Origin of the sequence: Campylobacter sp. BCW_6465, from assembly GCF_001762815.1 — a bacterium.
GTDB classification, from domain to species: Bacteria; Campylobacterota; Campylobacteria; order Campylobacterales; family Campylobacteraceae; genus Campylobacter_D; species Campylobacter_D jejuni.
This window is the reverse complement of the sequence record NZ_MJXN01000070.1, coordinates 1-20342: the sequence shown is the minus strand read 5'-3', so window position 1 is coordinate 20342 and position 20342 is coordinate 1. Positions and strand designations below refer to the sequence as shown.

Genomic DNA, 20342 nt, shown 5'->3' with positions numbered 1-20342 from the left:
ATTATCAATATATAAGGAAGGTCTCAATGGGTAAAATTATGAAAACTATGGACGGAAATGAGGCTGCTGCATACGCTGCGTATGCTTTTACTGAAGTTGCTGGAATTTATCCTATTACACCTAGTTCTCCTATGGCTGATTACACCGATATGTGGGCAGCTGCAGGCAAAAAAAATCTTTTTGGAGTTCCTGTAAAAATCGTAGAAATGCAAAGTGAAGCAGGTGCTGCAGGTAGTGTGCATGGATCTTTACAGGCTGGGGCTTTGACTACAACTTATACAGCTTCTCAAGGATTACTCCTTAAAATTCCAAATATGTATAAAATAGCAGGTCAATTACTCCCCTGTGTAATCCATGTAGCAGCGCGTTCTTTGGCTGCTCAAGCTTTGTCTATCTTTGGTGATCATCAAGATATTTATGCGGCAAGACAAATTGGTTTTGCTATGCTTTGTTCGCATTCCGTGCAAGAAACCATGGACTTAGCTGGTATAGCACATTTAGCTGCAATTAAGGGAAGAGTGCCATTTTTGCATTTTTTTGATGGTTTTAGAACAAGCCATGAAATTCAAAAAGTTGAAGTAATGGATTATGCACATTTTGATAGATTATTAGATAGAGAAGCTTTGCTTGAATTTAGAAATAATGCTTTAAATCCAGAAAATCCAAAAACACGCGGAACAGCACAAAATGATGATATTTATTTTCAAACTAGAGAAGTAAGTAACCGTTTTTATGATGCTTTGCCTGATGTTGTTAATGAATATATGCAAGAAATTTCAAAAATCACAGGTAGAGAATACAAACCATTTACTTATTATGGACATAAAGAGCCAGAGCGTGTGATTGTTGCTATGGGTTCTGTGACTCAAGCACTTGAAGAAGTGGTAGACTATCTTAATGCTAAGGGTGAAAAGGTAGGGATTTTAAAAGTTTATCTTTATCGCCCATTTAGCTTAAAATATTTCTTTGATGTTATGCCAAAATCAGTGAAAAAAATCGCAGTTTTAGATAGAACCAAAGAACCAGGAAGTCTTGGGGAGCCACTTTATCTTGATGTAAAATCAGCTTTCTATGGAAGAGAAAATGCTCCTGTTATAGTGGGTGGAAGATACGGACTTTCTTCAAAGGATGTTGATCCTGCTCAAATGATAGCAGTATTTGAAAATCTTAAACTTGATAATCCAAAAGATGGCTTTACTGTAGGTATAGTTGATGATGTAACTCATACTTCACTGAGTACTGGAGAGAAAATTTCACTTGGAGATGAAAGTACGATCGAATGTTTATTTTACGGACTTGGTGCTGATGGAACTGTGGGTGCAAATAAAAACTCGATTAAAATCATCGGGGATAAAACGGATTTTTACGCTCAAGCTTATTTTGCTTATGATTCTAAAAAATCAGGGGGTTATACAAGAAGCCATTTAAGATTTTCTAAAAAACCTATCCGTTCAACTTATCTTGTTTCAACTCCGCATTTTATCGCTTGTTCGGTAGCGGCTTATTTGGAAATTTATGATGTTTTAGCAGGAATTCGCAAAGGAGGAACTTTCCTTTTAAATAGTATTTGGAATGCTGAAGAAACCATAAGACAACTTCCAGATGCAGTAAAGAAAACTTTAGCTGAAAAAGAAGTAAATTTTTATATCATCAATGCAACCAAACTAGCTCGTGATATAGGTTTGGGAAATCGTACAAATACCATTATGCAATCAGCCTTTTTCAAACTTGCAAAAATCATTCCTTATGAAGACGCACAAAAATACATGAAAGAGCTTGCGTATAAATCTTATAGTAAAAAAGGCGATGCTATTGTAGAAATGAATTACAAGGCTATTGATGTGGGTGCTGATGGACTTGTAAAAGTTGAAGTAGATCCAAATTGGAAAAATTTAGAGCTTAAAGAAAAAGAACAAACCAATGCCTATAAAGGTACTGAATTTGTTGAAAAAATCGTAAAACCTATGAATGCGGCTAAGGGTGATGATTTACCTGTTTCAGCCTTTTTAGGTTATGAAGATGGAAGTTTTGAACACGGCACAACCGAATACGAAAAACGCGGTGTTGGGGTTATGGTACCAAGATGGATAGAGGCAAATTGTATCCAATGTAATCAATGTGCTTCAGTTTGTCCGCATGCTGTTATTAGACCATTTTTGATTAATGATGAAGAAATGGTAAATGCACCTCGCGGTGTAAAAGATCATGCTTTAGAAGCTAAAGGAACCAAAGGAGAAAAATTAAGCTTTAAAATTCAAGTTTCTCCACTTGATTGTACAGGCTGTGAGCTTTGTGTTCATGAGTGTCCTACTAAAGAAAAATCTTTGGTTATGGTACCACTTCAAGAAGAGATGGATTTTGGTGAGCAAGAAAATGCGGATTATTTATTTAAAGAAATCACATACAAAGATGATATTTTAAATAAAGAAACTACAAAAGGAGCACAATTTGCCCAACCTTTATTTGAATTCCATGGAGCTTGTCCTGGATGTGGGGAAACTCCTTATATTACTTTAATTACAAGATTGTTCGGTGAAAGAATGATTGTGGCTAATGCGACAGGTTGTAGTTCTATTTATGGGGGCTCAGCTCCATCAACTCCTTATAGAAAAAGTGTGAAAAATGGACACGGTCCTGCTTGGGGAAATTCACTTTTTGAAGACAATGCTGAGTTTGGTTTGGGTATGAAAATTGCAACTGAAAATACAAGACACCGCATTGAACATATCATGAATGAAAGTATGCAAGAAGTTCCAAATGCTTTATCAGCTCTTTTTAAAGATTGGATTGCAAATAAAGACAATGGTGCTATGTCTGTGGAAATTAAAAATAAAATGATCCCTATTTTAGAGCAAAATAAAAATATTAAAGCGGTGCAAGATATATTAGAGCTTAAACAGTATTTAAGTAAAAAATCTCACTGGATTTTTGGTGGTGATGGTTGGGCTTATGATATAGGCTATGGCGGACTTGATCATGTTTTAGCAAGCGGAGAAAATGTAAATATTTTAGTGCTTGATACAGAAGTTTATTCTAATACAGGCGGTCAAAGTTCAAAATCTTCTAGAACAGGAGCTGTAGCACAGTTTGCAGCAGCAGGCAAACCTATACAGAAAAAAGATCTAGGTCAAATTGCTATGACTTATGGTTATATTTTTGTAGCACAAGTAAATTCAACGGCAAATTATACTCATCTTATCAAAGCTATCACTGCAGCTGAGGCCTACGATGGACCATCTTTGGTGATTTGTTATTCTCCTTGTATAGCTCATGGTATTAAAGGTGGGCTGGGTTACTCAGGAGAGCAAGGTGAGCTTGCTACAAAATGTGGTTATTGGCCACTTTATACCTTTGATCCTCGCTTAGAAGAGCAAGGAAAAAATCCTTTAACTCTAACAGGAAAAGAGCCTGATTGGGATTTATATGAGCAATTTTTGATGAATGAAGTGCGTTATAATTCACTTAAAAAAGCAAATCCTGAACATGCTGTTGAGCTTTTTGAACGCAATAAAAAAGACGCTCAACGTCGCTATAGACAGCTTAAGCGTATCGCTATGGCTGATTATAGTAATGAGGTTGAAAGCTGATAAAATATATTTTTAGTGCTACATTGTGTTTTAGCACTTTGTTTGCACAAGATAATTTTGAAGAGTATTTTAAACTTATAGATAAAGAAAATCGCATAAATTTTAATACTCTTCAAAACCCATTTGTGAATCCTACTTTTGAAAAATTAAGACATATTAAAATTACTGCAATTATGCTTGATAAAGTAAAAATTTATGATCGATGGTATAAAAAAGGTGATATGATTGATGATGCTATAATACATGAAATAAATACTAAAGAGATTAAATTCCAATATGATAATTTAGAAATTGCAATCCAAATAAATAAAAATGATAAGATTAATATTAATTAACATTCTTTTTTGCCATTATCTTTATGCTTTAGATTGTCAAAAGCGTCTTTTTGATATCAGTATTAATGAAAAATTAAGCATACAAGAAAGTCTTGATGAGCTTGCAAAATATTGTTCTTTTAGTATTATTGTTAAAGATAAAATTGCCAAAGAAAAATTAGAAACATTGCAAAACTCTGTCAATATTCATCAAATGAGTTTGGACGAAATTTTTAATTTTTTTATCAAAGAGCATGATCTTAGCTATGATTTTGATGGTAAAATTTTAAGAATTTCAGGCATTAATACGAAGATTTTCAAGATAAGTTATATCACTTCTATCAGAGAAGGACAAAGCATAACTAAAGCGTCTGTAGACGCTAAACCAAGGCAAAGTGAATATAGCGGTAGTTTTGATGACGCAGAAGACAATATGATTAAAAGTATGGAAAAATTTGATTTTTGGCAAAATATAGAAAAAGAGATTATTGTATTATTAAAAAATTCTCATGAAGATTATGAGGCTAAAACTCCCATTATAAATCCCAATGCAGGTCTTATTATAGTAACTGGAACAAATTCTCAGTTAAAAAGTGTGAAAAATTATTTGCAAAAACTAGAAAATCGTCTTAAAAAACAAGTTATTATCGATGTTAGCATACTTGCTGTGAGTTTAAATGAAAGCCATTCTAGTGGGATTAATTGGCAAAATTTTAATATAGGTTTAAATTCACAAGTAAATAATGAAAATTCTTTTATTCAGTTTCAAAATGGGCAAGGTTTTGTTAAGAATTTGGGTTTAAGGGCAAATTTAAATTTTGATTCTATTATTAACTTTCTTTCTCAAAATGGAAAAACTAGCGTGCTTTCTAATCCAAAGCTTATGGCTTTAAACAACCAACAAGCCATTATTTCTGTAGGCGATACTATAAATTATCAAGTCAAAGAAAGTTCTAAAGGTACTGAAAATGGGACTACTGTTAGTGAAAGTTATAATAATTATTCTATTTTTGTAGGCATTTTACTCAATATCTTGCCTGAAATTTCTGATGATGGAAAAATAATGCTTAGGATTAATCCAAGCTTAAGTGATTTTAAGTATCCAGAAGATAATAAACGACAAAAAGAGCCAAGAACTATTGCTCCTGATACTATACAAAAAAAGCTTTCTAGTGTTGTGCAAGTGGAGAATAATCAAACTTTAATTTTAGGTGGATTGATTTCTCACGATAAATCTAATGAGAAAAATTCTATCAATTTTCTATCAAAAATTCCAATCCTAGGTTCTTTGTTTGAAGGAGAAGTTTTAAATTCTAAAGCAACTGAAATTGTTTTTATTATCACTCCAAGTATAGTAGATAGTGTAAACGCTCCAAGTCTTAAAGATCTAGGATTTAAGCATTATGAGTAAAATTATTCCATTTAGAGAAGAAATTTTTCATCAAATCAATCAAATTTTAGAAAGCCAAAAAGCTTTTATTTTTTTATGGGGAAAAAGCGGTAGTGGTAAAAGTGTATTGTTGCAAAGATTGGCAAAAAAATATAATGTTGATTTTATTAATGAAAATTTTAAAGATCAGAGTTTCTTAAAAGAAAAAATTGAGTTTTTGATTTCACAAGGCCAGAGTTTAATTATTCTTGATGAAGTGGGAATGTATGATTATGCAATGCTAGAAAGCATCAGGATTTATAGTGATTCTATAAGTTTTGTTTTAAGTTCTCATAAAAAGTTGAATATACTTAAAAAAGAGCATTTTAAAAGTCGCTTAAGTGCTTGTTTTGAATTGAAAAATATTAGTCTTTTAGAACTTGATGATTATATTAAATTGAAATTTGGAATGAATTTTTCAAATAAATGTCTTAAGTTTTTACAAAAAATTTCTCAAGGAAATTTAAGATATATTGATAAAACTTTAAAAAGTTTTTACGAGATAAATAGTTTTTTCGATAAAAACAAAAGTCAAGAGTATATTTTAAAGCTTAGTGCTTTAGAGAATGGCTTATTAAGGTAAGATATGCAAGAAAGAATTAAAGAGCTTGAGCTTAGGTATAAATATTTTTTACTTAAAAAATATTTAAAATATTTATTTTTAATTGTTTTAATCTTAGCAATAGCATTTTGTTTTTTTGTGCTAATGCAAAAATATAATAAGCAAAAAAATATTTATTTGCAAGCTATTGAACATAAAAAGCATTTAGAGCAAAAGATTCTTCAAGCACAAATTTTACAAGAAAAAAATAAGATTTCTAGGGAAAAGTTATATAAAGAACTAGAAGAAGTTAAAGCGGTGCAGGAAAATACACATATTAGTAAGATAGAAATTGATTCTAAAATTTTAAATATTTCTGATTTAAAAAAATCTTTTTATCGAAATCCAAGCTATGAAAAGGCATTAAATTTAGCTAAGAAGTATTTTGATATTAAAGCCTATCAAAAGACAATATTTTGGGCTTTAAAAGCCAATGAACTTGACAAGCAAAAACAAGATTCTTGGCTGATTTTTGCTCAGGCTAAAAGAGCTTTAGGTGAAGAAAAAGAAGCTCAAAGTGCTTTAGATGCTTATATAAATTATTATGGTTTAATGGAATTAGATGGAAAGTAGAATGGATAAAATTTTTCAAGCTTATATTGATAATGAAATAAGTCTTGATGAAATTTGCACTAAATTTAATATCACTTCTTGGGATTTTTTTAAAAAATTAGCAAATTTTTGTAATTTGCATTTTGTTGATTTAGATGAAGATAATGATTTTATTTATGAAGGTATACCTTTTTCTTTACTTTTAAAATTTAAATTTCTGCTTATTAAAAACAATGACGGCTTTATGATTATTAGATCCAAACCTTGTTCTTTAGAGCTTTTAGAGCAAGTTAAGACTTTTATGATTTGTGAAAAAATCGACACTGCAATTGCCGATGAATTAAAGATAGCTAAAATTTTAAATCAAATTCGCATTCAAGAGGAGATTAAAAGACTAAGCATTAAGCTTAGACTTGAATGGCAAGAAAATCAAAAAAGAGATGATCAAAGTTGCATCAGTCAAATTTTTGATTTTTTATTACATGAAATTTTATCTTTTCATGCGAGTGATATTCATATAGAAGCAAGGAATGATGACGCTTTGATTAGATTTAGGGTTGATGGAATTTTGCGTGAATTTGCTATTTTTGAGAAGGATATTTATGAAGCTTTGGTTTTTCATGTCAAATTTTTAGCTTGTTTGAATTTAGCTGAATCAAGAAAAACGCAAGATGGAAGTTTTGAATTAGATTTTGAAAATGAAAGATATGATTTTCGTGTTTCATGTTTGCCTTTGATTTATGGCGAAAGTGTTGTTATAAGAATTTTAAAACATGATAAAGAAATTTTGGATTTGTATAAACTAAATCTTGGAAATAAAAATTTAGAAATTTTAAAAAAGATTTTACATCGTCCCAATGGAATGATTTTATTAACCGGCCCTACAGGTAGTGGTAAAAGCACAACTTTATACGCGTGTTTAAATGAGTTGAAAAGTATTGAAAAAAAGATTATCTCCGCAGAAGATCCTATAGAGTATAAAATTCCTTTAGTGCAGCAAATTTTGCTTAATTCAAAAGTTGGAGTCGAGTTTAATAGTATTTTAAGAGCAATTTTAAGGCAAGATCCTGATATTATCATGATAGGAGAAATTCGCGATGAAGAAAGTTTAGATATTGCACTTAAAGCTTCTTTAACAGGTCATTTGCTTTTAAGCACCTTGCATACTAATGATGCTCTTAGTACCATTGATAGGCTTTTGGATATGCAAGCAAAAAGTTACTTGATAGCATCGGCTTTGAGTCTTGTTATAGCACAGCGTTTGGTTAGAAAACTTTGTCCTTGGTGTAAGCAAAAAAGCAAAAAATATTATATTGAATTTGAAGGTGAATTTTTTGAACCAAAAGGATGTGAGCGTTGTCATCATAGTGGATTTTTTGGCAGAGAATTAATCGCTGAGTGCTTAGAGATCAATGAAGATTTAGCTTGTGCAATTAGGGAAAATCAAGATAAAACGATTTTAATGGAGCTTGCAAAAAAATATGGCTTTCAAACTATGTTTGAACAAGGTTTAAAAAAAGCCAAAGAAGGTCTTACAAGTATAGATGAGCTTTTAAGGGTTGTAAGATGAAATTTTATGAAGTAGAATTTCTTAAAAACAATCAAAATTATACAAAAACTATAAAAGCTGAAAATTTAAATACAGCACAAGCAAAAGCCTTATCAAAGAATTGGAAAATCATTGATATAAAAGAAATTCAAAAATCTAATTTTCAGAGATTAAAAGATGAAAATTTTATACTCTTTTTTAAAGAGCTGGCTTTGTTGTGTGAAGTTGGATTAAGTGTTCAAGAAGCGATTAGAGAATTATATCTTATGCATTCTTGCAAGATTATGAAAAAAATATTAGACAATTTAATTTTAGCTCAAAATCTAAATCAAGCTTTTGAAAATGCTAATTTTGGATTAAATCGTGCGGAGCTAGCTTTGATTAAAACGGCTGAAAAGACAGGAAAAATCAGTGAAGTGTTTAGTCAAATTTCTAAACTTCGAGAAAAAAGCTTAGAGAGTCAAAAACAATTAAAAAAGGCTTTTAGATATCCTACTTTGGTTTTTTTAAGTATTATCGGAGCATTTTTGTTTTTAATGCTTTTTGTAGTGCCTAATTTTAAAGATTTATTTGAAAATTTAGGCGTGAGTTTGCCTTTTATCACGCATGTAATGTTAGAAATTTATAATTTTTTAGATGGCTATGGAATTTTTTGCACATTTTTGTTTGTTATTTTTATTGTTATGCTTATTTTAGCTTATAAAAATTTTCATTCTTTTGCTTTTTCTTGCGATTTTTTATTTTTAAAAATACCTTTGATTTCTCGTTTGATTATTTATAATCAAAATTATTATTTTTTTATGGTTTTTTCTTTACTTTTAAAAAATGGAATTTCAATATCTAAAGCTTTTGATTTAGCTATTATAGGGCTTGAAAATAAATTTTTAATTTTTCAGTATAAAAAACTTTTTAGTTTTATAGATTCTGGTCTTGAGTTAAGTCAGGTTTTTAAAAAGATTGATATTTTTGATTCTTTGGTATTTTCTATGCTTAGTGTTGCGATGAAAAGTGGAAGACTTGAAGTATTAAGTGAAGAAATTGCCAAATATTATCAACAAAAAAGCGAAAATTTGATGGATAGATTTTTGGTTTTTTTAGAACCTATGATGATTTTATTTGTAGCGCTTTTAGTTTTGTTTTTGGCTTTAGGTATATTCTTACCTATGTGGGAGCTTAGCTCAGGGGTCAATTTTAACTAAAATAATCCCAAGCTACTTTAATGATAGTAGCTCCTACAACGATTAAAAATAAAGTTTTTATAAACTTTCCATTAGTTTTTAATACAAGTTTTGAGCCTAAATAAGCTCCTAAAACTTGTCCTACGCCCATAAGCAAGCCTACAGCCCATAAAAGTTCGTATTGCCATAAAAATATAGCAAGAGCAATGATATTACTAGTGAAATTTAAAATTTTAGTATTAATGCTTGCTTTTCTCATATTAAAACCTAGTAGCATCACACAAGCAAAAATCCAAAATGAACCCGTTCCAGGCCCTAAAAATCCATCATAAAATCCTAAAGTTAAGCCACAAATTAAATGAAAAATTTTGATATTTTTTATTTTAGGTTCGCTTTCGTGTTTGCCTAAGTTAGGACGCAAGGCTGTATATAAGAAAGTAAGAGTTAAAAAGATTAAGATAATAAGCTTTAATTGCTCATCTTTTACAAAAAGAACGCTATAACTTCCTATAGCCGCTCCTAAGGCTGTAAAAAAAACACCCCAAGCAAGATGAGGTAGAGTGGTGGATTTAAAATAAGTTAAAGTAGCCGTAAAAGAACCAAAGACGCTTTGGAGTTTGTTTGTTGCTAAAGATAAATGCGCAGGAATCCCACAGGCTATGAGTGCTGGTAGAGTAATAAGCCCTCCTCCACCTACAATAGAATCTATAAAACCAGCAAAAAGAGCTACAAAAAAAAGTATGAAATAATAAATTGTATCTAAGTACTCAAAGCCCATTTTTCACTCCTTAAATTTGTCAATTTCCTTACTTTGCCCTAAACGATAGAGTGCAAAGTCATATTTTATGGGATCATTTGCATCTAATTTTTTTAAATTTTGCGTGAGTTCTAAAACACTTTTATAATCATATATTTTACGCTTTAGAAGTCCTAAAGTCAAGGAAATTTTATGTGTATGTGTATCAAGTGGAATTAAAAGATCTTTGGTGTGAATTTTGGTAAAAAGTCCAAGATCAAGTTCATCTTTTCTAACCATCCATCTTAGATACATATTATAGCGTTTAAGAGGTGAAGTAGGGGTGTTTTGCCAAATTTTTCCAAAGAAAAAATCATATCCATAACTTGAATATGAATTTAAGGTTTTGATTTTTTGCATAAAAGCTAAGATGGCATCTGTGGTATTTTCTCTTTCTTGATAGGCTTGATAAAAAAGTTCGTAGAGTGAAATTTCATTTTTCAGTCTTGAAAGAGTGATAAAAATTTCTTGTATATCTTTTTCATTTTGGAAGCGGTATTTTAAATTTTTAAGTTCTTTTTTTATTTGTTTTTCTTGAAGGTTTAATAAAGAAAAATCAAGTTTCTTTAGAAAATTTACTATATTTTTAGCATTTCCATAGGCAAATAAAGCACAAATTAAGGCAATAAATTCATCATTGTGAATTTTAGCAATTTGCAAAGGATCTGGAGTTTCAAAAAGGGAATGATTGGTATTTTTTTGATTGGCTAAAAAATCGAGCTTAGCTTTAAGATGGATAAAATTTTTCATTTGATATTACTAGAGCTTAAGATTTAAGCCCTAGTAAGGTATCAAGCATTTGATCTACGGTTGAGACGATTTTTGCTGCTGCACCGTAACTTGATTGATATTGTATAAGGGCGGCTAATTCTTCATTTGTATTTACGCCACTTTTAGATTGGTACTCGCTATAAACAGAATTATAAAGAGTTTCATTGCTTGAATTGACGACATTGTTATTTTCACCATCTGAGGCTATTTTACCTGTAAGTTTGCGGTAATATTCTTCCATAGTAAGATTATCGATAGTGCCATCTTCATTATAAAAATTAACTTTTTTATATTGAAGTTGGATGATTTTATTTGCCATGTCATTGCCACTATCAACTCCATTTGAGCTTGCTCTTACTGTACTTGGATCATTTAAGATGGAATCTTTTACTTTCATGTCACTTGCATCAGTTCCGCTGAAAAAACCACCTATGCTAAACGCACCTGCGAAATTTGTGCCCTTATCTTCAATGGCTACCTTAAAACCTGATTTTGCATTGATTTGAAATAAACCATCTCCAGTTTTTGCATCGTAGCTAAAACTTGCATTGATATGATCATCAACATCATTATTTGCATTGTGATCGTTATTATCATCTGTATTAGCATTGATTTGACGCATGATATCATTCATGGTTGTATTTACATCTATGGTGATGGTTTTGGTGAGTTTTTTATCGCCTTTATCATCATAAATGACTATATCAAAACTTCCTGGTTGTATGGTTCTGTCGTAATTAACTAAAGGAATATCTCCCTTAAGTCCAGATAGATAATCAGAGGTAACAGAACTTTTCGCAGAACTCGCATAAAGATTGTTAGTTTCATTGATCATGGTTTTAGCAAAAGTATCTAAAGAATCCATATAACCTTGGATAATTCCATCTTCATATTTTCCTTCGCTTTTGCTATAGTTTCTACCGCGTAAGTCAAGTTGAGCACCAAGCTGTCCACCGCTAATCTTTGCAGTAAGATCGCGAACTTTTTCATCAGGAGTTTCATAATAAATGCTATAAGATTTATTCTTATCATCATAATCAAGCTTTAAAGGATGAAAATTTATCCCATCTACTATACTAAAACCTTCTATACTTAGATTGTATTGATGTCCTGGATCAGTGATGGTTGTATCAAGGCGATTGTCTTGATTGATTTCATTTTTGCTTGCAACTGCACTAACTAGCTTTGAAAGAGTAAGCTCAAGCTCATCTCTTCTATCCCTAAGCTCATTTGCGTGTTCTGTTGGTAGGGCTTCTTGTCCATAAATTTGTTTATTTATAGTAGCAATTTCTTCGCCGATTCTATTAATCTCATCAACCGTATTTTTAATATCATCATTTACTTTTTTTTGGATTTTATCCAAGGTTGCAAAAGTGTTATTAACGCTTTCTGTTAAGGTTTGAGAAGCTTTTACAAGGGCTATTTTTGTGGCATTTTCATTGGGGTTAGATGCAAAATCATTCCAAGCTTTGTTATAATTTTCTAAATCTTTCAAAATTCCAGTATTTTGTAAGTCTGGAAAACGCTGAGCGATTTCTTGTAAGGTTGAAGCCATATATTTAGTGTATTCTAGTTGGTTTGATGCACCTTTTAATTTATAGTAAGAATACTCATCATGCAAACGCACTATACTTTCTATAGCAGTTCCTGTGCCTACTTGAACTCCACCTGTGGTAATATACCCATTTGTAGTTTGCACTACTCTTTGGCGTGTATAAAAAGTTGCATTAGCATTTGAGATATTATTTCCAGTTGTTGCGATTTGAACTTCGCTTGCCTTTAAGCCTGTAACACCTGTGTATAATGTTCCAAAAATACCCATTATAAATCCTTATACATTGATTTTGAAAATTGACTCTGGATTTGTCTTTTTATCTCCATAAGCATTATTTGTTCCATCATTGATATCAAACATTTTATTTACTAAGCCATCAAGAAAATCTTTGACAATAAGAACAAATTTAGCATACTCTTTGTTTTTACTATGAAGGTTTTGAAGATTTTTTTTAAGTAGATCTAGTTTTTGTTTATCTTCATCATCTAAGAGTTCACTAAGCCCTTTTGTAGAGCTATTATTTAGCTCAACCAAGGCAACATCAAGTTGTTTTTTAGCTGTAATAAATTCGGCGATAAGTTTGTTTTTTTCTTCTACACTTGGCGTTACACTCTCATGTTTAGCCACTTTGATATTTTCTATATCTTCTTCGGTTAAAGCAATAAGTTTTGCTAAGATAGCATTTACTTCATCAAGTCTTTGTTTAAGCATATTTTCTCCTTTTCTCTCTCAAAAAAAGGAGAATGAAAGTTTTAGATTAAAGAGTCAGCAATCGCAACAGCCGTAGCTTTTGTATCGATTTTATAAGTACCGTTTTTAATCTGCTCTGCGATTTTACTCGCTTTATCATTTTCCGTTTTTTGAGTATCGTTTGTTTTTGTTTCTTTATCTATTCTATTTGTATTTAATGTGGTATTTGCCACATAACTTTGTTGTATAGGATTGATCATTTCTGCCTCCTTGATCTTAGTTATAATCCTCTACAAACCATATCGACCCAAATTTAAAAAACTTAACCCCTTTCTTTTAAAAAATCGTATAATAATTTTGAAAAACCCATACCTCCACTTAAAGCTTTACTCATGGTATCGTTATACATGGAAGAGTATATTTCATCGCTGGCATCTTTTCCAAAGAGTGAATTTTGACTTTTTAAAGATACATCTAAAACTTGCTTTAAAAAAAATGCCTCAAAAGCATCCGTTTGTTCTTTTAAGGCTTCATCTTCTTTACTCTTTGTAACTATATTATTGTCATTTATTTTAATACTTGATTCTAAACTTCTTGCTTTGGCTGCACGATCAAGTAAAGCGCTATTCATACTATAAGTATTTAAAAAATTATCCACTTTCATTAGATGATTTCCAAATCTGCGTTAATTGCACCTGCGCGCTTTAAATTTTCCATAATAGCGATAATGTCATTTGGGGTTGCTCCAAGTTTGTTAAGCATTCTAGCTATATTTGCAACTGTGCTTTTGGCATTGTTGATTCTTAAGGTATTTGAACTTGGATCTACAAAACCACCATCTTTCATATCGATTTCATTTTGATTAGCTACTGCGTTATTGTTTGGATCTATTTTTATAGTGATATCTTTATGAGTGATTAAAACAGGTTCTACCTCTACATCAACTCCAGCAATCACTGTTCCTGTTCTTTCATCGATGATAACTTTGCTTTGTGGTTTATAGGCTATATCTTGTTCTAAAACTCTTGCCATAAAATCAACATTTGAAAGATCTTCAGGTTTTTTGAGTTTTACTGTGCGAGAGTCGATGGCTTTAGCCACTTCTTCGCCAAAAACGGTATTTAAAACTCTTTCTATATCATTTGCGGTTTTAAAGTCTGCTACTTTTAAGCTTAAGGTTAGATCATTATTTTGGCTAAAATTTTGTGGAATTTCTCTTTCTACATTAGCTCCACCCATTACAGTTGCAGTAGTTGAGTGAGAACCTGCTCCTCCTGGTCTAGGTGTTAAACCTCCTGTTGAGATAGAGCCTTGTGCTATGGCATAAATTTCACCATCAATCCCACGAAGTGCAGTCAGTAAAAGTGTTCCGCCTTGTAAAGATTTTGCATCACCCATAGATGAAACGGTAATATCAAGTTTATCTCCGCTTTTTGCAAAGGCTGGAAGTTTGGCTGTAACCATAACAGCTGCGGTATTTTTTGATTTGATATCGTTAGGATCTACTTTGATATTCATACCTTGCAAAAGGTTTGAGATGGATTGTAGTGTAAATTTAGAGCTTGTTCCATCGCCGCTTCCATTAAGCCCTACAACAAGTCCATAACCTATAAGTTGGTTATCTCTTACACCTACAGTGTTTGCTACATCCTTGATTTGCACTGCAAAAATGCTTGTCATAAAGAGTAAAAATATCGTTAAAACTCTCATGGATTCTTCCTTTAATCTATTATTGATGATAGATCAAGCAAGAAGTGTTCCAAGTAAGTTAAGAAGTGTAAAAACTTAAACTTGTTGATCCAAATTTCTTTTCTTTGACTTTTTGAAAATTTTGGATTTTTTCAGGAGTTTTTATGGTTGAGTGGTGTTCAAAAATAATTAAATTTAAAGTCTTTAAATCTAAATTTTCTAAAAAATGATAAATTTTTTCATAAATATCGCTAAAACCTTCCCTGATATCAAAAGGTGGGTCAAGATATAAGATGATTTCATTTTTTGAATTTTCTATGAGTTGGGGTAAAATTTCAAAAGTATTTGCGTGGATCACTTCTAAAATTGGATCTATGTTTTTAGCATTTTCTAAAGCAATTTTATAAGCTTTTACATCAAGTTCTACAGCATAAGCTTTTAAAGCATAATTACTTAGTGCTTCAGCCGCCATTAAAGCACTTCCGCCAAAGGCTTCAATGAAAATTTTATCTCTTAAATCTTCCCTTATTACATTAAAAACACAACTTTTTACTATGCTTTTAGTACTTCTTGTTGTTGTAAGACTAGGTAAAAGTAGTTTTTTTCCTTTGTATTTACCACTTTCTATATTTGTATAAAGCTTTGTTTCTTTGATTTTTTTTATTTTTTCTTTAAGAGGATTAATTTCTTGTTTTTGAAGGAAATTTTTTCTTTTTTCATTATGATTAAAAAAGTCTTTAACGCTTATAAATTCGTCATTCATTATTAAGTGCTTTTATGAGTTTGTTTTTAAGATCTTTTATGGCAAGATCGATTTTATTTTCATAATCTTTTTTAAATTCCAAGGCAATAGCATCAATTTTTTCTTCAAGCAGTCTTTTTTGTTCAAGTGCAAGTTGTAAAGCTGCTGCTTTTAAGGCATTATCAAATTCATTTAAAGACTCAAACAAGGCTTCTTTGCTAAATGGCACGCTTAAAAATGGAGAGTTCTTAGAGATGATAAATAAGGGTTTTGCGGTATGAATTTTTTCATCGCTAATGATAAAATCACAATCTTTTTTCATCACCAAATGATCTTTTAAAAAAAGTTCTAAAGTTTTTTCTATGATGAGATCTTTGCATTCTAAAGAGATTTTCATATCAAACTAACCTTTAAAGTGTGATTTTTTAATGATGGAGCTTGTATACCTTCGATAAGGGCTAAAAACTCAAAACGACTTAAAATATAAAAGTCTTCAAATTCCCTTCCGCTTGTTTGCATAAGTTTTTTAGCACAAGTATCAAAAAGATAAAAATCTTTTTCTTCTTTTACTACCATAAAATCAGCCCCGCTATCATAAGCGTCCAAAACAACATCTGCAGCCATTTTATAGCTTAGCGTAGGGTTTAAATTCAGTAAAGTAAAGCCATTATTTTTTGTACTGTTTTCATAGGAAATAAATTTAGCCTCAAGTTTGGATTTTAAAGTATCACAAGCATTAAAACCATAAAAAGCTATATTGAAATCTTTAAAATTATGTTTAATTTCTTTAAGTTCTTTGATCTCATTATCAAAAGCATTGGTTCTAGGTAAATCAAAGTGTAAAATATTTTTATCAAAAAGCCCTAAATTTAAAATTTCATTTTGTAGGTTTTTGATCGTTGTTTCTAAAATTTCATTTTTGCTTTCAAGATGATAAAAAATACCCTTTTCTTTATCTGCTAGAGTTTTTAAAATTTCTATCTTTTTTTCAGGATATTTTTCTATCATTTTTGAAGCCAAATAAAACACTCCATCGCCCATATATTCAGGAAGATAGTCTAAAATTTCACTTGCATAATATAAATAATCATATTTTACATAAAGCTTTTTATCCTCTTCATCGCCAAATTTTTCAAGATATTTGTATTTGTCTAAAAAATCATTTTTATCGATGATAAGATCTTTAATGGCTCTTTTTGTGCTTAAAGGCTCGATACAAAGATTAAAATCAAATTCTTTTGCTATTTTTTCTAAAGGTGTAAAAAGTGGTATGATTTTCTTATTTACCACTATGTAAGTGTCTTCATCTTTATCAAAATCAAAATAAATATCATCATCTTGAACTTGCAAAAGCAAATCATAAAAGCTTGCAAAATTTTCATAATTATCATAAATATAAGGTTTATAATAAGCGTCATAATCCTTGGTTTTATCAAATCTAAAAATTCTTAATTCTAATTTTTTCATGGTTTTTCCTTAAATATTTCTATATTATATAAAATTTTTCTAAAATTCACTAGAATTTAAAAGGAAATTTTATAAAATCACGCATTATGAATAAAGAAGATTTTATTATCAAAGCTTTTTTAAATGAAAAAAATGGCGATGATGGAGCTATTATTGATGATTGGTGTTTTAGCAAGGATTTGTTTTTTGAAAATGTGCATTTTAAAAGGGAGTGGTTTAGCTTAGGGCAAATCGCTACAAAAGCAATGCTTGTCAATATCTCAGATGCCATTGTGATGAATGCTGTACCAAAATACGCACTTTTAGGACTTGCCTTGCCAAAAAATTTAAGCGAAAATGAGATCAAAGCCTTGCAAAAAGGTTTTTTAAAAACAGCTAGGAAATTTAACATAAAAATCATAGGCGGCGATACTATAAGCAATGATAAAATAGACATTAGTCTTACTATCATTTCAAAGATTAATAATAAAGCCGTTTTTAGAAAAGGTTTAAAAAAGGGACATTTACTTGCTTATACAGGAAAATTAGGGCGAAGTTTAAAAGGGCTTGAAATTTTGCAAAATGGGGGTGCTTTAAAACCAAATCATGTATTTATAAAGCCAAAATTAAGAGCTAGTTTTTTTTATGAAATCGCACCTTTAATTTCTTGTGCTATGGATATTTCAGATGGTTTAAGCAAAGATTTATCAAGACTTTTAGCCTTAAATAAATGCGGTATTTCTTGGTTTAAAAAACTTGATGATTATACGCTTTATAGCGGAGAAGAATATGAAATTTTATTTGCTTTTGATGAAAAAGAACGGCAAAATATAGAAACAATAGCCAAAAAACACGGCGTGAAATTAAATATCTTTGGAAAAGCAGTGAAAGGAAAATATGAATTTAGCGGAAGAGAACACCATTTTTAAGCCTTTATATAGTTTAAAACACAGCCCTATTAATGCGTATTTTAGTAAAAATAGCGATGATTTTGTAGTGCGTGAAAGACCTTTGTATGAATTTAGCGGTAAGGGCGAGCATCTTATTTTGCATATCAATAAAAAAGATTTAACCACAAATGAAGCTTTAAAAATTTTAAGTGAAGCAAGCGGGGTTAAAATAAGAGATTTTGGTTATGCAGGGCTTAAAGACAAGCAAGGATCAACCTTTCAATACCTTTCTATGCCTAAAAAATTTGAGAGTTTTTTGTCAAATTTTTCTCATCCTAAACTTAAAATTTTAGAAACTTTTATCCATGAAAACAAGCTAAGAATAGGGCATTTAAAAGGAAATTCTTTTTTCATACGCTTAAAAAAAGTTTTACCAAGCGATGCTTTAAAGCTAGAACAAGCTTTGATGAATTTGGATAAACAAGGTTTTGCGAATTATTTTGGCTATCAGCGTTTTGGAAAATTTGGGGATAATTACAAAGAAGGGCTTGAAATTTTGCGTGGCAAAAAGATGAAAAATGTAAAAATGAAAGAGTTTTTAATCTCGGCTTTTCAAAGTGAGCTTTTTAATCGTTATTTGAGTAAAAGAGTGGAGTTATCACATTTTGCAAATGATTTTAGCGAAAAAGAATTGATCCAAATTTATAAAATTTCTAAAGAAGAAGCTAAGGAACTTAAAAAACAAGAACAATTTTTTAAGCTTTTAAAAGGCGAAGTTTTAGGGCATTATCCTTTTGGAAAGTGTTTTTTATGCGAGGATTTAAGTGCTGAGCTTGAGCGTTTTAGAGCAAGAGACATTAGCGCTATGGGGCTTTTAATCGGTGCTAAGACTTATGAAACAGGAGAAGGTTTGGCTTTAAATTTAGAAAATGAAATTTTTAAAGATGCTTTGGGGTTTAAGGCTAAAATGCAAGGTTCAAGACGCTTTATGTGGGGATATTTAGAAGAGTTAAAATGGCGTTATGATGAAGAAAAAGCTCATTTTTGTATAGAGTTTTTCTTACAAAAAGGCTCTTATGCCACTGTGGTTTTAGAAGAAATTTTGCATAATACAATCTTTAGTTAACTGCATATTCTGTTATGTTTTTTGTACTATGACACCAAGGTCTACAATCCATTTTTGAAATGGCGCAATATCTACAGAATGGCAAAGGTTTGGATATAAAGTTTAATATTTCATCGTAACTTGTAATTTTGTTAAGTTTAAGATAATCTCTATTAGAAATTTGCAAATTTTGCTTAAAGTAGCTATTAAAATATTTGATATTTGCTACTATGGGACATGGGTATACTATACCATCCTTTATTTGTATTCTTATATTAGCTCTGTGACAAATTGTAAAATTATCGAATGGATCGCTATCGCCTTTTAAATTTAAAGCTGTTTTAAAACTGGTTTTTTCTATGTTTTCATCATTGAAAAAAGATAGTGTTATGTTATATTCTTTGCATTTTTGTTTAATATTTTCCCAGTCAATTTTCAAGGGATATTTTGTAGGTCTTAGGATGATATTATTTTCTTCTAAAGCTTTCCAGAAAGAATTATCTTGTTTTGGGAGTAAAATTCCATTAGTAATTAACCAAATTGAGTTATTTTTAAAATATTTCCTTAAAATATAAAAATATTCTTTACAATCTTTATTCATCAAAGGTTCCCCTCCTGCTAAATAAAACTGTTCTACCATTCCTTCGGTAATGTGAAATATTTTTTGCACATCTTTTTCAAATTGATTTAATTCATAATAGCCTTTTTTAGCTATCTGAGAGAAATTATCGCAACTAAAACAATTTAAATTACAGTGTTCTGCTAAATGAAAACTAATGCCGTGCAAAAAAGGTCTAGGAGTAATTTTTTTAATTTTTTCTGTTATACCCCCCCCCGTTGTCATATTGTTTAATAAAATATTATTTATTTTTTCTAGTTCTGTAATTCTAGATTGCAATTCTAAAATATGCTTATATTTCTTTTTAGTTTGTAGTTTTTTTACTAGTGATAATAGCCATTGTTTTAGTTTCATTAATTTTTCCTTTTTAAATTTTGTATGTTAATTAACCAAAATTTAATATACCCACCCCCATACCAATTTTTACTAGCCTTAATAAATTCTTCTCCTAATTTATAAGTAAAACATTCTTTTTCTTTTAAAGCTTCATTATAATCAGGATAAGTTTCTAAAGGAGGTAAAGCTAAATTTGGATTTTTCTTTACTTTAAATTTATAAGCCTTTTGTTCTTGTTTATGTGAAATAACAATGCTTAATATTATAAAAGGCAAAGATAAACAACCGAATACACTTTTAGAATTTAAAATCAAAGCTTGTCCTAGTTTATAAGAAAGTTGGTTTTGAATTCTTATTTTGGCTTTTCCATAATTATTTTGGAATTTTAGCAGGTTTTGTTTTGCAATTAATAATTGATTTTGATTTTCCAAGGTTGTATTTAAATTATGAATTTGATTAGTTTGTTGTAAGATTATATTATTTTGGGAATTTA

The 20342-nt window shown here is 30.3% G+C and carries 20 protein-coding genes and 1 pseudogene; 9 read left to right on the top strand and 12 right to left on the bottom strand.

Going from position 1 to position 20342, the window contains the following annotated elements:
- The first annotated feature begins 26 nt into the window (after nt 1-26).
- From nifJ to AJ886_RS04005, 7 genes are read left to right on the top strand one after another with little or no spacing between them, the layout of a single operon-like run.
- Nucleotides 27-3587 (top strand): pyruvate:ferredoxin (flavodoxin) oxidoreductase, encoded by a 3561-nt coding sequence (gene nifJ, locus AJ886_RS04035; protein WP_070287166.1) that lies wholly within the window; start codon nt 27-29, stop codon nt 3585-3587.
- Between the two features lie 23 nt (nt 3588-3610).
- A complete protein-coding gene (locus AJ886_RS04030) occupies nt 3611-3922 on the top strand; it encodes a hypothetical protein (protein WP_002862131.1) in 312 nt (103 codons plus the stop codon).
- Nucleotides 3900-5312 (top strand): pilus (MSHA type) biogenesis protein MshL, encoded by a 1413-nt coding sequence (gene mshL, locus AJ886_RS04025; RefSeq protein ID WP_002870886.1) that lies wholly within the window; start codon nt 3900-3902, stop codon nt 5310-5312. The genes AJ886_RS04030 and mshL overlap by 23 nt, the downstream gene beginning before the upstream one ends.
- Nucleotides 5305-5913 carry an ATP-binding protein gene (locus AJ886_RS04020; RefSeq protein WP_002862129.1) on the top strand — a complete coding sequence of 203 codons (609 nt, stop codon included), beginning with the start codon at nt 5305-5307 and terminating at the stop codon, nt 5911-5913. The genes mshL and AJ886_RS04020 overlap by 8 nt, the downstream gene beginning before the upstream one ends.
- 3 nt (nt 5914-5916) lie before the next feature.
- Nucleotides 5917-6504, top strand: a complete 588-nt coding sequence (locus tag AJ886_RS04015; protein WP_002870888.1) for a hypothetical protein — start codon at nt 5917-5919, stop codon at nt 6502-6504.
- Nucleotides 6494-8053: a GspE/PulE family protein gene (locus AJ886_RS04010; protein WP_070287165.1), complete on the top strand. Its 1560-nt coding sequence runs from the start codon at nt 6494-6496 to the stop codon at nt 8051-8053. Before AJ886_RS04015 ends, AJ886_RS04010 begins: the two co-directional genes overlap by 11 nt.
- On the top strand, nt 8050-9231 hold the full coding sequence (locus AJ886_RS04005) for a type II secretion system F family protein (RefSeq protein WP_070287164.1): 1182 nt from the start codon (nt 8050-8052) through the stop codon (nt 9229-9231). The genes AJ886_RS04010 and AJ886_RS04005 overlap by 4 nt, the downstream gene beginning before the upstream one ends.
- On the opposite strand, the gene AJ886_RS04000 is transcribed toward AJ886_RS04005, so the two are convergent.
- From AJ886_RS04000 to AJ886_RS03955, 10 genes are all read right to left on the bottom strand, one after another.
- Nucleotides 9224-9988 carry a TSUP family transporter gene (locus AJ886_RS04000; RefSeq protein ID WP_070287163.1) on the bottom strand — a complete coding sequence of 255 codons (765 nt, stop codon included), beginning with the start codon at nt 9986-9988 and terminating at the stop codon, nt 9224-9226. The genes AJ886_RS04005 and AJ886_RS04000 overlap by 8 nt on opposite strands.
- A gap of 3 nt (nt 9989-9991) precedes the next feature.
- Nucleotides 9992-10756, bottom strand: a complete 765-nt coding sequence (locus AJ886_RS03995; protein ID WP_052800369.1) for a TIGR02757 family protein — start codon at nt 10754-10756, stop codon at nt 9992-9994.
- Nucleotides 10757-10772: 16 nt separating this feature from the next.
- Nucleotides 10773-12599: a flagellar hook-associated protein FlgK gene (gene flgK, locus AJ886_RS03990; protein ID WP_070287162.1), complete on the bottom strand. Its 1827-nt coding sequence runs from the start codon at nt 12597-12599 to the stop codon at nt 10773-10775.
- Between the two features lie 9 nt (nt 12600-12608).
- The gene (locus AJ886_RS03985) at nt 12609-13043 is read right to left on the bottom strand and encodes a flagellar protein FlgN (protein WP_002779263.1); all 435 of its coding nucleotides are present in this window, start codon (nt 13041-13043) and stop codon (nt 12609-12611) included.
- 41 nt (nt 13044-13084) lie between these two features.
- Complete coding sequence (flgM, locus tag AJ886_RS03980) at nt 13085-13282, bottom strand: flagellar biosynthesis anti-sigma factor FlgM (RefSeq protein ID WP_070287161.1); 198 nt, start codon at nt 13280-13282, stop codon at nt 13085-13087.
- Between the two features lie 62 nt (nt 13283-13344).
- Nucleotides 13345-13686: a hypothetical protein gene (locus AJ886_RS03975; protein WP_070287160.1), complete on the bottom strand. Its 342-nt coding sequence runs from the start codon at nt 13684-13686 to the stop codon at nt 13345-13347.
- Entirely contained in the window at nt 13686-14732 is a 1047-nt protein-coding gene (locus AJ886_RS03970) for a flagellar basal body P-ring protein FlgI (protein WP_070252594.1), read from the bottom strand. The genes AJ886_RS03975 and AJ886_RS03970 overlap by 1 nt, the downstream gene beginning before the upstream one ends.
- A 58-nt stretch (nt 14733-14790) precedes the next feature.
- Nucleotides 14791-15474: a 16S rRNA (guanine(966)-N(2))-methyltransferase RsmD gene (gene rsmD, locus AJ886_RS03965; RefSeq protein ID WP_070287159.1), complete on the bottom strand. Its 684-nt coding sequence runs from the start codon at nt 15472-15474 to the stop codon at nt 14791-14793.
- On the bottom strand, nt 15467-15850 hold the full coding sequence (locus AJ886_RS03960) for an ornithine carbamoyltransferase (RefSeq protein ID WP_070287158.1): 384 nt from the start codon (nt 15848-15850) through the stop codon (nt 15467-15469). The genes rsmD and AJ886_RS03960 overlap by 8 nt, the downstream gene beginning before the upstream one ends.
- Nucleotides 15847-16920: a DUF5644 domain-containing protein gene (locus AJ886_RS03955; protein WP_070287157.1), complete on the bottom strand. Its 1074-nt coding sequence runs from the start codon at nt 16918-16920 to the stop codon at nt 15847-15849. Before AJ886_RS03955 ends, AJ886_RS03960 begins: the two co-directional genes overlap by 4 nt.
- 86 nt (nt 16921-17006) lie before the next feature.
- On the opposite strand from AJ886_RS03955, the gene AJ886_RS03950 reads away from it, so the two are divergent.
- Entirely contained in the window at nt 17007-17828 is an 822-nt protein-coding gene (locus tag AJ886_RS03950; RefSeq protein ID WP_070287156.1) for a thiamine-phosphate kinase, read from the top strand.
- The gene (truD, locus tag AJ886_RS03945) at nt 17797-18915 is read left to right on the top strand and encodes a tRNA pseudouridine(13) synthase TruD (RefSeq protein ID WP_070287155.1); all 1119 of its coding nucleotides are present in this window, start codon (nt 17797-17799) and stop codon (nt 18913-18915) included. Before AJ886_RS03950 ends, truD begins: the two co-directional genes overlap by 32 nt.
- On the opposite strand, the gene AJ886_RS03940 is transcribed toward truD, so the two are convergent.
- The gene (locus tag AJ886_RS03940; RefSeq protein ID WP_070287154.1) at nt 18908-19867 is read right to left on the bottom strand and encodes a radical SAM protein; all 960 of its coding nucleotides are present in this window, start codon (nt 19865-19867) and stop codon (nt 18908-18910) included. The two genes, truD and AJ886_RS03940, sit on opposite strands and share 8 nt — an antisense overlap.
- Nucleotides 19867-20342 (bottom strand): annotated as a pseudogene (locus AJ886_RS03935) (glycosyltransferase family 2 protein); the annotation flags it as partial. The pseudogene AJ886_RS03935 and the gene AJ886_RS03940, both read right to left, overlap by 1 nt.

Coding starts and splice junctions, on each gene's coding strand:
- nifJ (WP_070287166.1), top strand. CDS start 27: ATGGGTAAAATTATGAAAACTATGGACGGAAATGAGGCTGCTGCATAC.
- mshL (WP_002870886.1), top strand. CDS start 3,900: ATGATAAGATTAATATTAATTAACATTCTTTTTTGCCATTATCTTTAT.
- AJ886_RS04020 (WP_002862129.1), top strand. CDS start 5,305: ATGAGTAAAATTATTCCATTTAGAGAAGAAATTTTTCATCAAATCAAT.
- AJ886_RS04015 (WP_002870888.1), top strand. CDS start 5,917: ATGCAAGAAAGAATTAAAGAGCTTGAGCTTAGGTATAAATATTTTTTA.
- AJ886_RS04010 (WP_070287165.1), top strand. CDS start 6,494: ATGGAAAGTAGAATGGATAAAATTTTTCAAGCTTATATTGATAATGAA.
- AJ886_RS04005 (WP_070287164.1), top strand. CDS start 8,050: ATGAAATTTTATGAAGTAGAATTTCTTAAAAACAATCAAAATTATACA.
- AJ886_RS04000 (WP_070287163.1), bottom strand. CDS start 9,988: ATGGGCTTTGAGTACTTAGATACAATTTATTATTTCATACTTTTTTTT.
- AJ886_RS03995 (WP_052800369.1), bottom strand. CDS start 10,756: ATGAAAAATTTTATCCATCTTAAAGCTAAGCTCGATTTTTTAGCCAAT.
- flgK (WP_070287162.1), bottom strand. CDS start 12,599: ATGGGTATTTTTGGAACATTATACACAGGTGTTACAGGCTTAAAGGCA.
- AJ886_RS03985 (WP_002779263.1), bottom strand. CDS start 13,043: ATGCTTAAACAAAGACTTGATGAAGTAAATGCTATCTTAGCAAAACTT.
- flgM (WP_070287161.1), bottom strand. CDS start 13,282: ATGATCAATCCTATACAACAAAGTTATGTGGCAAATACCACATTAAAT.
- AJ886_RS03975 (WP_070287160.1), bottom strand. CDS start 13,686: ATGAAAGTGGATAATTTTTTAAATACTTATAGTATGAATAGCGCTTTA.
- AJ886_RS03970 (WP_070252594.1), bottom strand. CDS start 14,732: ATGAGAGTTTTAACGATATTTTTACTCTTTATGACAAGCATTTTTGCA.
- rsmD (WP_070287159.1), bottom strand. CDS start 15,474: ATGAATGACGAATTTATAAGCGTTAAAGACTTTTTTAATCATAATGAA.
- AJ886_RS03960 (WP_070287158.1), bottom strand. CDS start 15,850: ATGAAAATCTCTTTAGAATGCAAAGATCTCATCATAGAAAAAACTTTA.
- AJ886_RS03955 (WP_070287157.1), bottom strand. CDS start 16,920: ATGAAAAAATTAGAATTAAGAATTTTTAGATTTGATAAAACCAAGGAT.
- AJ886_RS03950 (WP_070287156.1), top strand. CDS start 17,007: ATGAATAAAGAAGATTTTATTATCAAAGCTTTTTTAAATGAAAAAAAT.
- truD (WP_070287155.1), top strand. CDS start 17,797: ATGAATTTAGCGGAAGAGAACACCATTTTTAAGCCTTTATATAGTTTA.
- AJ886_RS03940 (WP_070287154.1), bottom strand. CDS start 19,867: ATGAAACTAAAACAATGGCTATTATCACTAGTAAAAAAACTACAAACT.